The sequence below is a fragment of the Gordonia desulfuricans NBRC 100010 genome, assembly GCF_001485495.1.
Lineage (GTDB): Bacteria > Actinomycetota > Actinomycetes > Mycobacteriales > Mycobacteriaceae > Gordonia > Gordonia desulfuricans.
This window is the reverse complement of sequence record NZ_BCNF01000175.1, coordinates 1-12,781: the sequence shown is the minus strand read 5'-3', so window position 1 is coordinate 12,781 and position 12,781 is coordinate 1. Positions and strand designations below refer to the sequence as shown.

The 12,781-nt window shown below is 68.5% G+C and carries 12 protein-coding genes; 5 read left to right on the top strand and 7 right to left on the bottom strand.

Features of this window, described 5'->3' with window-relative positions:
• Positions 1-164 precede the first annotated feature (164 nt).
• On the bottom strand, positions 165-740 hold the full coding sequence (gene mug / locus GD1_RS22830) for a G/U mismatch-specific DNA glycosylase (protein WP_059039787.1): 576 nt from the start codon (positions 738-740) through the stop codon (positions 165-167).
• Positions 741-790: 50 nt separating this feature from the next.
• On the opposite strand from mug, the gene GD1_RS22825 reads away from it, so the two are divergent.
• Both GD1_RS22825 and GD1_RS22820 read left to right on the top strand, forming a co-directional pair.
• A complete protein-coding gene (locus tag GD1_RS22825) occupies positions 791-1,222 on the top strand; it encodes a PIN domain-containing protein (protein WP_053776023.1) in 432 nt (143 codons plus the stop codon).
• A gap of 83 nt (positions 1,223-1,305) precedes the next feature.
• Positions 1,306-2,430, top strand: coding sequence for a baeRF11 domain-containing protein (locus tag GD1_RS22820; protein WP_020789627.1), 1,125 nt, complete (start codon positions 1,306-1,308; stop codon positions 2,428-2,430).
• Positions 2,431-2,494: 64 nt separating this feature from the next.
• Here the strand turns inward: GD1_RS22820 and GD1_RS22815 are convergent, their stop codons facing one another.
• On the bottom strand, positions 2,495-3,832 hold the full coding sequence (locus GD1_RS22815; RefSeq protein WP_059039782.1) for a glycoside hydrolase family 183 protein: 1,338 nt from the start codon (positions 3,830-3,832) through the stop codon (positions 2,495-2,497).
• A gap of 181 nt (positions 3,833-4,013) precedes the next feature.
• The gene (locus tag GD1_RS22810) at positions 4,014-4,826 is read right to left on the bottom strand and encodes a shikimate 5-dehydrogenase (RefSeq protein ID WP_059039785.1); all 813 of its coding nucleotides are present in this window, start codon (positions 4,824-4,826) and stop codon (positions 4,014-4,016) included.
• A gap of 98 nt (positions 4,827-4,924) precedes the next feature.
• Between GD1_RS22810 and GD1_RS22805 the strand changes: the two genes are divergently transcribed.
• Complete coding sequence (locus GD1_RS22805) at positions 4,925-5,698, top strand: SGNH/GDSL hydrolase family protein (RefSeq protein WP_174519099.1); 774 nt, start codon at positions 4,925-4,927, stop codon at positions 5,696-5,698.
• A gap of 66 nt (positions 5,699-5,764) precedes the next feature.
• On the opposite strand, the gene GD1_RS22800 is transcribed toward GD1_RS22805, so the two are convergent.
• The 3 genes from GD1_RS22800 to GD1_RS22790 form a co-directional block, all read right to left on the bottom strand.
• The gene (locus GD1_RS22800) at positions 5,765-6,178 is read right to left on the bottom strand and encodes an NUDIX hydrolase (RefSeq protein ID WP_059039778.1); all 414 of its coding nucleotides are present in this window, start codon (positions 6,176-6,178) and stop codon (positions 5,765-5,767) included.
• Positions 6,179-6,194: 16 nt separating this feature from the next.
• Positions 6,195-8,693 carry a Tex family protein gene (locus GD1_RS22795; protein ID WP_059039783.1) on the bottom strand — a complete coding sequence of 833 codons (2,499 nt, stop codon included), beginning with the start codon at positions 8,691-8,693 and terminating at the stop codon, positions 6,195-6,197.
• A 69-nt stretch (positions 8,694-8,762) separates the two neighbouring features.
• A complete protein-coding gene (locus tag GD1_RS22790; protein WP_059039777.1) occupies positions 8,763-9,797 on the bottom strand; it encodes an LLM class flavin-dependent oxidoreductase in 1,035 nt (344 codons plus the stop codon).
• Between the two features lie 362 nt (positions 9,798-10,159).
• On the opposite strand from GD1_RS22790, the gene GD1_RS22785 reads away from it, so the two are divergent.
• Positions 10,160-11,602 (top strand): MFS transporter, encoded by a 1,443-nt coding sequence (locus tag GD1_RS22785; RefSeq protein ID WP_059039775.1) that lies wholly within the window; start codon positions 10,160-10,162, stop codon positions 11,600-11,602.
• On the opposite strand, the gene GD1_RS22780 is transcribed toward GD1_RS22785, so the two are convergent.
• Positions 11,523-12,047, bottom strand: a complete 525-nt coding sequence (locus GD1_RS22780; RefSeq protein WP_059039773.1) for a GNAT family N-acetyltransferase — start codon at positions 12,045-12,047, stop codon at positions 11,523-11,525. The two genes, GD1_RS22785 and GD1_RS22780, sit on opposite strands and share 80 nt — an antisense overlap.
• Before the next feature lie 134 nt (positions 12,048-12,181).
• Here GD1_RS22780 and GD1_RS22775 point away from each other — a divergent pair, with 134 nt between their 5' ends.
• Entirely contained in the window at positions 12,182-12,694 is a 513-nt protein-coding gene (locus GD1_RS22775) for a flavodoxin domain-containing protein (RefSeq protein WP_059039771.1), read from the top strand.
• Positions 12,695-12,781 lie beyond the last annotated feature (87 nt).

Sequence of the window (12,781 nt, the reverse complement as noted above, 5' to 3'; positions counted from 1 at the left end):
ACGTGTCGAAACCTCCGCCGGCCGACATCGACAAGTGACCACCCCTGAGGTTGGACACCGACACCGCAATCTCACCAGGCCTCGACACGGGTCCTCGCCCAAGGGATCGGTCCCGGCCCGACCATCGAATGTGGTTGCGTGGCGGGCGCCCTGGGCGTCGATTCTTACCGGATCCCGTCCAGCACTCCGGCCGCGACGGCCACCTCGCGGTATGCGGCGGCCAACGATGCGACGGTCTCGTGCGCATTGAGTCCGCTGGGGTTGGGCACCACCCACACCTGGGCGCCGTCCCAATCCGATGGTTGCCGACCGGCGCGGGCTTTCGGTTCGCCGAATGCCGTGCGGTAGGCGGTGATTCCGAGGATCGCGACCACCTGTGGATGTACCTGGGCCACCACCTCACGCAATCGTCGCCCGCCGGAACGGAATTCGTCCTTCGACAGTTCGGCGGCGGTCGCCGTCGCACGGGCGACGACATTGGTGATGCCGATGCCGCGGGCGATCAGCTGCTCGGTGTCCTCGGGTCGCATCCCGGACGACGCGTCGATGACGTGGTCGACGATGCCGGCCTGTGCGAGCGCCGGGTAGAAGCGGTTACCACGCCGGGCGAAGTGCGCGCCGGTCGCCGCACTCCACAGCCCCGGGTTGATCCCGACGAACAGCAGTCGGCATCCGGGGCCGAGCAGGTCGTCGATCTCGGTGTCACGGAAGGCGTCGAGTTCGTCGCGGGTGAAGCGCACACGATGCACGGTACTTGCCGTCGTGCACCCCGGTATGGGTGGATGGGGTGATGGGAGATCCCACCGTGAACCCCCGATCCGGGGTCCGTCCGATCCTGATCGTCGACGCGGCCAATGTGGTCGGGTCGGTCCCCGACGGCTGGTGGCGCGACCGCAAGGGAGCGGCCGAACGGCTGCGGGATCGTCTCGCACCGCTCGCGGTGTCCGGCCTGGGCGGGCTACCGGGACCGATCCGGATCGTGCTGGTCGTGGAGGGACGCGCCCGCGGAGTGACGCCGGTCGACGGTGTCGAGGTGGTCGATGCACCCGGTTCGGGTGACGATGCGATCGTCGACGCCGTTCGGGTGAACCGGCCCGATTCCGACACCCGGGAAACGCCGGATGCCCCGGGGATCACCGTCGTCACCGCCGATCGTGAATTGCGTAGCCGGGTACGAGAACTCGGTGCACTGGTGCTCGGTCCCTCCACACTGCACGGATGAAATCCGCCCCTACTGAAACGAGGTGATGTCTACAGTGGGGATCAGGGCGCCGAACCTACCACCAGGAAAGGACGGACGTGACAATGGCACGTTTCGAACTCCCGACCCTCGACACCTTGCGTGACCTCGGCCGACCGCACGAGAACGCGATCACGATCTACGCCGAGACCTCACCTGCACCCGATGAACGTGAGGGCAGTGCACTCACCGCGAAGAGCGCCTTCGACCGCGCGATCCGCACCCTACGCGAGACCGGCATCCGGCACGCCACCGAGACCGCGTTGCGCGATCAGTGGGAGAAGATCCGCAACGACGAGGCGTGGTCACGGTTGTCGCGGTCGGTGGCGATCTTCCTCACCCCGGTCTTCTCCGAGATCTTCGTGCTGCCGAACAACCTCGAGAACCAGATGCAGGTCGGTGGCTACTTCGACCTCGGCCAGCTGGTGCGCGCGGTGTCGTCGTCGCAGGCCGCCTACGCGCTGACCCTGTCGGCGAACGGCTGGAACCTGTGGTCGGCGACGGCCACCACCGTGGCCACCGAACTCCAGCTGACCGGCGAATACGGCACCGACGCCGCCGACGCCACCAACCGCGCGACCATCCGCGATCGCGGGCATGTGCGGCGCCTCGTCGGCGACGAGGGCAAGAAGGTCTTGCTCGACCAGTACGCACATCGGGTCGCCGAGGCGGTGAAGACCGAACTGGCACATCCTGATCCGAACGCCACCCAGCCGCTGTTCCTGTTCGCCGCCGATCCCCTGCTCGACCTCTACCGCAACGCCGACTCGGTGCGCCGGGTGATCCCGGTGCACGGGGCGCCCGACAATCTGCGGGCCGATGAGATCGACACCGCGATCCGCAAGGAGATCCCGGCGATCAACGCCGAACGCAGCTCCGCCCGGATGGACCGGATCGCCGACGGTGTGTCGGCCGGATTGGTCGCCACCGAGCTCGAGGACATCGCCCGGGCCGCCGTCGCCGGCGCCGTGTCGACACTCCTGTACGAGTTCACCGTCGACATCTTCGGCACGATGGACCCGGCCACCGGGGCGCTGACCCGTTCCGACGACGGCTATGACCTGCTCTCGGCGATCGTGGTCTCGGTGCTCGACCACGGCGGTGAGGTCAAGGCGGTTCGCGACATGGAGATCACCCACTCACTGTGGAACGGGGTCGCAGTGGCGGGCCTGCGCTACCCGCTCGGCTGAGCCCGCACACCGAGAGACCCCACACCGAGATCCCCGACACTGCGATCCCGGGAGTGCTCGGCACTCAGTGCGGCACCTTGCTCATGTCGCTGCGCAGCATCATCACGTTGTAGTCGCTCCACCGGGATGCGTTGAAGTAGAGATCCTTGCCGGTACCGAGGATGGCCGGTGACTGCGGTTGGATCATCGGGCCGTACAGCACGATGGCACCCGACGGCACCAGTGTGGTCGGCGAGCTCCACGGTCCTTCCGGGCGGTCGGCGGTCCGGGCGCGGATGGCATTGTCGCCGTCGAGCATCAGGTACTTGTTCAGGTAGGGACTCCAGTACACCGACAGTTCGGTGACCGGCTGCCCGACGACGATCGCCGATCCGTCGTCGGGTATCTGGGAGATGCTGTCGACCCAGCCGAGTGCCTGCCCCGCCCAGTACTGGTACTTGGTGAGGTCGAGGATGTCGTCGGGCGCGAAGCGAGCCAGGAACGCCGCACCGAACCGGCCGTTGGGTGTGCCGAACTGGTAGACGTAGCCGTCCTCGTCGCCGTGGCCGCGGACGTAGGCGCTCTGCTGGAACTTGCCGTTGTTGGGATCGACCGCCTGGAGTTCACCGGGCAGCGCGAGGGTCACCGGGGCGTTGATCAGCAGGGTGTTGGGATCGGAGGTCCACGTCTGCCCGTTGTCGTCGGAGTAGGCGATGCCGGAGAAGTTGGTCACCCAGTGTCCGGCGCTGCCCCACGACCGCACCGACATGTAGTTGATGTACTGACGGAAGCCGCCGCCCGGCTTGGGGAGGGCGATCGCGGCGGTCGGGATGGTGGTGACCTCCACATAGTTCAGGCCCAGGGCGGGGATCAGCTGGAGCGCGAACCGTGGGTTGTCGGCGGCCACCACGCTGCCGGATCGGACATCACCGGCGACCGCGTCGGGCACGGTGATGCCGTTGGACAGGTCGGTGTCGTCGGAACGGAGCAGCACGTTGTGCCGCCATTGCTGGCCGCTGACCCGGCAGTTGCCGAAGGTGTCGCCGAAGGCCATCAGCGTCTGACCGCTGCCGTTGTCCCAGCTGATGCCGAGGTCGGTACCGGAGATGCCGAACCGGTTGTAGGTGCTGTTGGGGCTCCACGGACCGGTCACCCAGGAGACCGTGCGCGTGTTGGACCCGATGAAGACGGGCAGCGGGCCTTGAGGACCGGCGCCGGGACCGGACGGTCCGTTCGATCCCGAACCCGATCCGGAACCCGAGCCCAGCGAACCGAACGACCCCAGCTCGAGCGACCCCGATGATCCGCTGCTGCTGTTGCCGCACGGTGCCGCAGCCGCGTCGCCGGCACCCACACCGGTACCGATCAGGCCGGCCGCGACGACGGCGACACCTATCAACGAGCGGGCGGTGCGCAGTCTCATCAGGCGTCACTCTCATCCGGCGGCGATGGTCACGAGCACCCTGCTCGATCACCCGTGTGACAGATGTGACCAGTGATACTCAAGTGACAATTTGATCAGCCCTGGATGACGAACCGTATCGATCCCGGTCACAAACCGATCACGGCTTGGAATCACCTGTGAAAGACCCGACCCCGCCGGGTCATTCCGCGCGGGAGAACTCCGACGCCCTCGCCACCTGCTCGGCGGTGACCGCCACACCGGTGTACTTCTCGAACTGCGCCGCCGCCTGCAACGCGATCACCTCGGCCCCGGTGATCACCCGCTTGCCCGCCGCCCGGGCCGCGATGATCAGTGGCGTCTCCGCCGGGAACGCGACCACGTCGAACACCACCGCCGCCGCCTCGAGGACCGCATCGTCGAAGGCCTGAACGTCGGCGTCGGCGCCGCGCATCCCCAACGGTGTGACGTTGACGATGATCGCGGCCCCCGGTTCGGCGACGGCGACATGCCGGTACCCGTACTGCTCGGCCAGCGCGGGCCCGGCGACGGTGTTGCGTGCGACGACGGTCAGGTCGGTGAAACCGGCCGACCGGAAGGCCGCGACCACGGCCTTGGCCATCCCACCCGATCCCTGCACCAGCACCGGTAGCGAACTGTCGAGGCCGTTGCTCGCGATCAGCGATGCAACCGCCTCCACGTCGGTGTTGGAGGCGATCAGCCGGCCGTCGTCGTTGACGATGGTGTTGACCGCCCCGATCGCCTCCGCCGAGCTCTCGACGACGTCGACGAGCGGGATGACCGCCTCCTTGAACGGCATCGACACCGAGCAGCCGCGGATTCCGAGGGCCCGGACGCCGGCGATCGCACCGACGATGTCGTCGGTGGAGAACGCCTTGTAGATGAAGTTCAGGCCGAGCTCGTCGTACAGGTGATTGTGGAACCGGGTACCGATGTTCGACGGCCGACCGGCCAGGGAGATGCACAGGGTCATGTCTTTGTTCAGAATCGGCACGGCGATCACGTTACCGCGTGACGGCGGTCGCCTGGCTTTGCCGAATTATGACGACCGACGTAGCCTGCTTGACGGGGTCGATACGCAGCGAGGTGAGTGTGAAGTTCAACAGGTATGTGGCACTGGGTGATTCGTTCACAGAAGGGGTCGGTGACGCCGACCCCGCGCGACCCAACGGCCTGCGCGGCTGGGCCGATCGGGTGGCCGAGGAGCTCGGCAGGCACTCGGCGTCGTTCGAGTACGCCAACCTCGCGATCCGCGGCAAACTCCTCGACCAGGTGATCGAGGAGCAGATCGATACGGCGGTGGCCCTGCGGCCCGACCTGGTGACCATCTACGCCGGCGGCAACGACATGATGCGACCGTCGATCGACATCGACGGCCTCGTCGCCCGCTACGAGCAGGCACTGTCGCGGCTGGTCGACACCGGAGCGACGGTGGTGGTGTTCACCGCCTACGACGCCGGGTGGGCACCGGTGTTCCGGCTCACCCGCGGTCGTGCGGCGGTCTACAACGAGCTGGTCCGCGAGGTCGCCGACCGGCTCGGCGTCACCGTCCTCGATTTCTGGCGTCTGCGCGGTTACGACGACTACCGGATGTGGGACACCGACCGACTGCACATGTCGTCGCCGGGCCATGCACGCATGGCATCGGAGGTGCTCGACCGGCTCGGTGTGCAGCACACCATCGCCCTCGACCCCCTGCCCGCGGCCACCGAACCGACCCCCGACGAACGGCGCCGAGACGACCTGCGCTGGGCACGGACCTTCCTCGGTCCGTGGCTGATGCGCCGGGTGCGGGGAACGTCCTCGGGTGATGGCGTCACCCCGCGCTGGCCGATTCCGGTACCGGCCGCCGACGCCCTCTCCTGACCCAGACCGACCTCTCCTGGTCCGACCACGTCGTGGGGGCCGGTACGGCCCCCACGACGTGAGGTCTCAGCGACCGGCCAGGAGCAGCGGGATCACGCGCTCGGCCAGCAGCGGCGCGAGCGACACGTCGGGGTCGAGACGATCGATCCGCATCCACCGTAGTTCGGCGATCTCGGCGGAGGGCCGGTCGACCGGCAGCACGTCGTGCCGGAACACGACGGCTTCGACGAGGTGACCGGCCTCGTTGGCCGCCGGTGCCCGGAACACACCGAGTTCGGTGAGATCGTCGGGCCCGAGGACGACCCCGATCTCCTCGGCGCATTCGCGTGCGGCGGTCTGCCGCGGCGACTCCCCCGGTTCGGGTTTGCCGCCGGGCAACATGAATCGCGTGCTGCCGGTCTTACGGACGGTCAGCAACTCGCCGTCATCGGTACAGAATACGACGGCGCTGACACGAATCACCTTGTCGCTCTTCGACATCGGCCGCTACCTCGGATCAGCGACCGAAGCCGGCGTCGCGCAGGGCCTGCGCCATCGATCCGTTGGGCGCGGACTCGCGGCGACGATTGTTGTTGCCGCCCCGCTGGTTTCCGTTGCCCTTGCCGTTCCCGTTGCCGTTGCCGTTGCCACCACGCTGGTTGCCGTCACGATCGCCACGTCCACCGCGGTTGTTGCCGCGCCCGCGCTGGTCTCCGCCCTGGTTTCCGCGGGGCTGATCGCCGCTTCCCTGGCCGCCGCGACCCTGGCCGGCGCCGCGCCGGTCGCCGCCCACCTCGTCGTTGAGCCGCAGGGTCAGCCCGATGCGCTGGCGCTCGACGTCGACCTCGAGCACCTTGACCTTGACGACCTGGCCGGACCGCACCACCTCGTGCGGGTCGGAGACGAACCGGTCGGACATGGCCGACACGTGGACCAGACCGTCCTGGTGCACGCCCACGTCGACGAAGGCACCGAAGGCGGCGACGTTGGTGACCACTCCCTCGAGCACCATCCCCGGCTTGAGGTCGGCGACCTTCTCCACGCCGTCGGCGAAGGTGGCGGTGGTGAACGCCGGACGCGGGTCGCGGCCGGGCTTCTCCAGCTCGCCCAGGATGTCGGTGACGGTGGGGACACCGAACCGCTCGTCGGCGAACTCCGCCGGCTTGAGGGTTCGCAGGGTGCGTTCGTTGCCGATGAGCTCGGCGAGCGAGACGCCCGAGCGGTCGAGGATCTTGCGGACCACCGGGTACGACTCGGGGTGCACACCCGATGCGTCGAGCGGGTCGTCGCCCTCACGGATCCGCAGGAAGCCCGCACACTGCTCGAATGCCTTGGGTCCCAGGCGCGGGACGTCGAGCAGCGACTTGCGGCTCCGAAACGGTCCGGTGGTGTCACGGTGGGTGACGATGGCCTCGGCCAGCGTGGGGGTGACACCCGACACGCGGGCGAGCAGCGGCACGGATGCGGTGTTGAGGTCGACGCCGACGGCGTTCACCGCGTCCTCGACCACCGCGTCGAGGCTTCGGGCCAGGGTGCCCGGGGTGACGTCGTGCTGGTACTGGCCCACACCGATGGACTTGGGTTCGATCTTCACCAGCTCGGCGAGCGGGTCCTGCAGACGGCGGGCGATCGACACCGCGCCGCGCAGCGAGACGTCGAGCTGCGGCAGTTCGCGCGAGGCGTACTCGGAGGCCGAGTACACCGATGCGCCCGCCTCGCTGACCATCGCCTTGACCGGTGCGGTGGCGCCGGCCTTCTTGATGTCGGCGACGAGTTCGGTGGCCAGGGCGTCGGTCTCACGCGATGCGGTGCCGTTGCCGATGGCGATCAGGTCGACGTTGTGGCGTGCGACCAGCGCGGCGAGGGTGGCCTTGGACTGATCCCACTGCTTCTGCGGCTGGTGCGGGTAGATGGCACAGGTGTCGAGGACCTTGCCGGTGGCGTCGACGACGGCCACCTTGACGCCGGTGCGGAAGCCCGGGTCGAGTCCGAGTGTGGTGCGGGCACCGGCCGGTGCGGCCAGCAGCAGGTCCTTGAGGTTGGTGGCGAACACCGTCACCGCGTCCTCCTCGGCGCGCTGGCGAAGGCGTACACGCGCGTCGACGGCGGCCGACACCATCAGCTTGGTGCGCCACGCCCACCGCACCGTCTGCAGCAGCCATGGGGTGCCCGCCCCCGGGTCGGAGCCGTCGACGCCGAGGGTCGCGGCGACCATCGCCTGGTATGCCTCGTCCTCGCCGCCGTCGAAGTCGAGCGAGAGGACCTCTTCCTTCTCGCCACGCAGCACCGCGAGCACGCGATGCGACGGCATCTTCTCCAGGGGTTCGGAGAACTCGAAGTAGTCGCGGAACTTCTGCCCGGCAGGGCTCTTGGCGACCTCCTCCGAACGGGGCGTGGTGCGCAGTGCGCCGTCGGCCCAGAACTTCTCGCGCACCGAACCGACGAGCTCGGCGTCCTCCGACGCCCGCTCGATCAGGATGTAGCGGGCACCGTCGAGCGCGGCCTGCGCGTCGGCGACGGCGTCGGTGGTGAACTCGGCGGCCACCTCGTCGGGGACCAGCGACGGGTCGGCGAGCAGACGGTCGGCCAGCGGCTCGAGCCCGTTCTCGCGGGCGATCTGCGCCTTGGTGCGCCGCTTCGGCTTGTACGGCAGGTAGATGTCCTCGACACGGGACTTGGTGTCGGCCGCGAGCAGCGCGGCACGCAGCTCGTCGGTCAGCTTGCCCTGCTCCTCGATCGAGGCGATCACCGCGGCGCGGCGGTCGTCGAGCTCGCGCAGGTAACGCAGACGCTCGTCGAGGGTGCGCAGCTGCGCGTCGTCGAGGCTGCCGGTGACCTCCTTGCGGTACCGGGCGATGAACGGGACCGTCGATCCCTCATCGAGCAGCCGCACCGCGGCCGCCACCTGGTTCTCGCCGACCGATAACTCCTCGGCGATCCGCGCGTTGACGGACTTCAGTGCCCCGGGCGTCGGATTGGATGCTGCAGCTGGTGCGCTCGAACTCACCCGGTGCACCCTACCGAAGCCCACCGACACCCCGACGCCGCCCGTGGGTGTGTCGGCAACCGGTGTCGTCTGCCCGGCTCACGCCGGCGACCATCCGAGCGCCGGCCCCAACCGCTGCGCCATGTCGGTGACGATCTGGATGTAGTCGGCAGGGGCGAAGCTGAACGGCAACGCGAAGGCCACCTCGTCGGCGCGACGGAACCCGGCGTGGGCGTAGAGGCGTTCGGCGAGCTCGTCGGACGGACCGACCAGATCCGGGGAGAACAGCAGACCCCGGGGACCCTGCGGGGTCAGCGTCCGCTCATACCGCGACGCCGCATAGGTGCGGTAGCGCTCGACCTGGTCGGCGGTGGCGGTGTCGGTGGGGATCACCACCAGCCCCTGTGAGACACGCGCCTGCTGCGGATTCGGATGATGGGCGAGGTAGGCATCGATGTGTTCGGCCTGGATGGTCGCGAAGTCGGGAGCCCCCGCCGCGGTGCCGGTGTCGGTGTCGGCGGTGACGACCGACGACGTCAGATAGTTCAGTCCGTGTCGGCCGGCCCAGATCGCGGAGTCGAGCATGCCGCCGTACCAGACACGGTCGGCGAGGCCGGGTGACTGCGGCTGGACGCTTCGGGTGAAGGTCTCGATACCGACGGTGCCCTCGAAGTCGCTGACCGGTTCCCCGCGCAGGCACCGCACCAGTCGGAGCACCCGCTCCTTGGAGAAGTCCTCGACGTCATGGGTCTGCGGATACAGCGAGGCCTTGACGTCGTCGTAACGCATCGGCGTACCCACGGAGACGCCCGGATTGATCCGTCCCCCGGACAGCAGGTCGACGGTGGCCAGATCCTCGGCCAGCCGTAGCGGGTTCTCCCAGCCGAGCGGGATGACGGCGGTACCGAGGGCGATCCGGCTGGTGCGCATCGCGGCGGCGGCCATCACCGCGACCGGCGAGGTGATGCCGTACTGCAGGTGCCGGTTGCGCAGCCAGACGGTGTCGAAACCGAGGTCCTCGGCCCGCTGGATCATCTCCAGGGTGTCGAGGTGGCCGCGGCCCGGGTCGGCGGGATCGAACGAGCCGATCGTGAGGAACCCGAGTGAGCGCAGTGGTCGGCCTTCGCGGGGCATCGCCTTCTCCTGTCGATCCGTGGTCGGTGTGCCGCACACCCGGAAACGGGGTGCGCCGGCGCCCTCCAGGATGCACCGGCCTCCGCCGATGTGACCGAGGACACGCGGTGAGATATCCCACCGAGCGCTTGCCAGAAGCCGCCGCAGACCATCCGAGATGACCTGGCATCGTTGGGTTTTCACCTACATCGCCGCGGTTCCGCTCCGATTTCGGCGCCGATATTCCCGGCGTACCATGGTGATTCGGAAATCCACCCCCACCCAAGTCTCCGGCCTGCGCCGGGAAAGGCCCCATGCCGTCGACATCGCCGTCGCGGCCATCACGCGGGGCCGGGATCTCGCGTTCGGCCCTCGCGGTAGCCGTGACGTGGGCTGTCGGCGCCGTCGCGTATCTGGTCGCGATCACCAACCGAACCTCTCTGTCCGCCCTGGGAATCGATACCGCACACCATTTCTCGATCGACCCGGCGACGCTCTCGCTGTTCGCGGTGATCCAGCTCGGTGTCTACGGGGTCGCCCAGATCCCGGTCGGTATGGCGCTGGACCGCTACGGATCGAAGGCGGTTCTGACCGTCGGTCTGGGACTGATGGCTCTCTCCCAGATCGCCCTGGCGCTCGCACCCAGCGTGTGGATCGCGATCGCCGCGCGCGTACTGCTCGGCGCGGGCGACGCGGCGGTGTTCCCGTGCGTGTTGCGGATCATCGGCATCCGGTTCCCGCGCCGCGTCGCACCGCTGATGGTGCAGGTGACCGCGATGATCGGCCAGGCCGGGCAGATAGTCAGCATCGTCCCGTTCACCCATCTGGTCCACTCTCTCGGCTGGCAGCCGGGCTTCCTGCTGCTCGCCGCGACCTGCGTCCTGATGGCCGTGCTGGCGGTGGTGCTGGTGAGCGACGGGCACTCGGCCCCCACCGCCCGCAGTGCCACCGACAGCACCGCCACCGACGGTGACGGTGACATCACCCGGGACGCCTCCGACGAGCAGCCCGGCACCCTGGCCCGGCTGCGTGAATCGCTCGCCGAACCGGGCACCCGGCTGGCCTTCTGGACCCATGCCGTCTCGCCGTTCTCCACCAACATGTTCGGGGTCCTGTGGGGATTCCCGTTCCTCGTCACCGCCGAGAATCTCGTCTCCGGCACGGCCCAGATGGTGCTGATCACCTCGGTGATCATCGGCGTCGCCGCCGGACCGGTGGTCGGGGTGTTCTCGGCGCGGTTCGCGCCCTACCGCGTGCACCTCGTACTCGTCCTGGTGGCCGGGCAGCTGATCGTGTGGTCGGTGGTGCTCGCGTTCAGCGGACCGGCGCCCACGTGGCTGCTGTATGTCCTGGCGATCGCGATCGGTGCGGGTGGTCCCGCCTCGGTCCTCGCGTTCGACTTCGCACGAGACCACAACCCCGTCTACCGGTTGAGCACGGCCACCGGCGTGGTCAATGCCGGGGGCTTCTTCGCCAGCGTGGTGGTGATCCTGCTGATCGGGCTCACCCTGGGCATCATGTCGGGCGGGCAGACCGGTGCCGATGCCTACGACCTGACGTCGTTCCGGGTGGCGATGGCGTGGCAGATCCCGTTCTGGTTGCTCGGCGCGACGATGGTGTGGCGGGAGTACCGCAAGACACTCGGCAACGATGCCGAGTCGGCGCCGACGCTCACCGAGATCGACGTACCCGATTCCCCTGTCACCGATTCCCCAGCGCCCGATTCCCCAGCGCCCGATTCCCCCGTCACCGACTCCTCGGCGTCGGGGACCCTGGAGCCAGAGAGCCCAGTTCCCTGCGGAGCACGAACGCCCGATCACCACTGACCGGATCGCAGACCGGGAAACCGTGTCGCGCGTAGAACCGGTGGGCGTCCACATCGGGTTCGTCGACCTCGATCTCGAACTCGCCGGCGCCCCGTCGCGTGGCCTCGGCGACGGCGAAGTCGAGCACCACCGAACCCAGCCCTTCGTTGCGATGGTCTGGCACCGTGTACAGCTCGTCGAGCAGGGCCACACCACCCGGGACCCACACATTGGTCCGGAGGGTGACGAGTCCGACTGCCCGCACCGGTGTCCCGGCGACGACGGCAAATGTGGTGGGGGCAAATGTGGTGGGGGCCGATGACCCGAGCAGTTCCCGCAGGTTCCCGGCGAGCACCTCCGGACCCGGTGTCGGTGTGTCGTATTCGCGATTGAAGGCGTCGAGCAGCGTGGCGATCACCGGCACATCGTCGGCGGTGGCGAGGCGGCCGACCGGTGCAGCGCTCATGGCCGTCACCGTACGCCGCCGAGCACGACGGAGGCCATCGGTCACCGCAGGTGACCTGCGGCCCTCGTGTCCGACCGTGATCGGGTGCACACTGAGAAGACACCCGACGTCAGTGGTTCGACGGGAGGACCATCATGCGATTACTCATCCTTTACGCCACCGACCACGGTTCCACCACGGGTATCGCCGAGCGGCTCGCCGCCGACCGGAAGCGCCACGGTGACGAGGTCACCGTCGCACGACTCCGGGAGACCTCCCACCTCGACGACTATGACGGCGTGATCGTGGGCAGTGCCATCCACAACGGGCAGTGGCTGCCCGAGGCGACGCACGCCGTCGACCGCCTGTCCTCGCAGTGGGGCGACAAACCACTGTGGGCGTTCTCGGTCGGTTCGATCGGGGCCACCACATCATTCTTCGGCGAGAAGCGCACCAAAGCGGTGCGATCCCGGATGGGCGAGCCGAAAGCCGTGGCCACCCTGCGCCATACCGGACACGTCCAGGACGCCCACCGATTCGCCGGAGCCATCGCCCCGGGTGACTGGCCGGGCGCCGGACGGGTGATGTTCCGGGTCATGGGTGGCCACTATGGCGATGCCCGCGACTGGGACGAGGTCGACGCGTGGGCAGAATCGATCCACGCCTGATACCCCGATCACCCACGGGCCGTTGATGGGTGATCCGACGAGAAGCGAAGCGACGAGGCGGTCGCCGCCCCACGCACGCTGCGGAGA

Excerpts from the sequence above, each read along its gene's own strand:
- GD1_RS22825 (WP_053776023.1), top strand. The coding sequence starts at position 791 with ATGGGAGATCCCACCGTGAACCCCCGATCCGGGGTCCGTCCGATCCTG.
- GD1_RS22820 (WP_020789627.1), top strand. The coding sequence starts at position 1,306 with ATGGCACGTTTCGAACTCCCGACCCTCGACACCTTGCGTGACCTCGGC.
- GD1_RS22815 (WP_059039782.1), bottom strand. The coding sequence starts at position 3,832 with ATGAGACTGCGCACCGCCCGCTCGTTGATAGGTGTCGCCGTCGTCGCG.
- GD1_RS22800 (WP_059039778.1), bottom strand. The coding sequence starts at position 6,178 with ATGTCGAAGAGCGACAAGGTGATTCGTGTCAGCGCCGTCGTATTCTGT.
- GD1_RS22790 (WP_059039777.1), bottom strand. The coding sequence starts at position 9,797 with ATGCCCCGCGAAGGCCGACCACTGCGCTCACTCGGGTTCCTCACGATC.
- GD1_RS22780 (WP_059039773.1), bottom strand. The coding sequence starts at position 12,047 with ATGAGCGCTGCACCGGTCGGCCGCCTCGCCACCGCCGACGATGTGCCG.
- GD1_RS22775 (WP_059039771.1), top strand. The coding sequence starts at position 12,182 with ATGCGATTACTCATCCTTTACGCCACCGACCACGGTTCCACCACGGGT.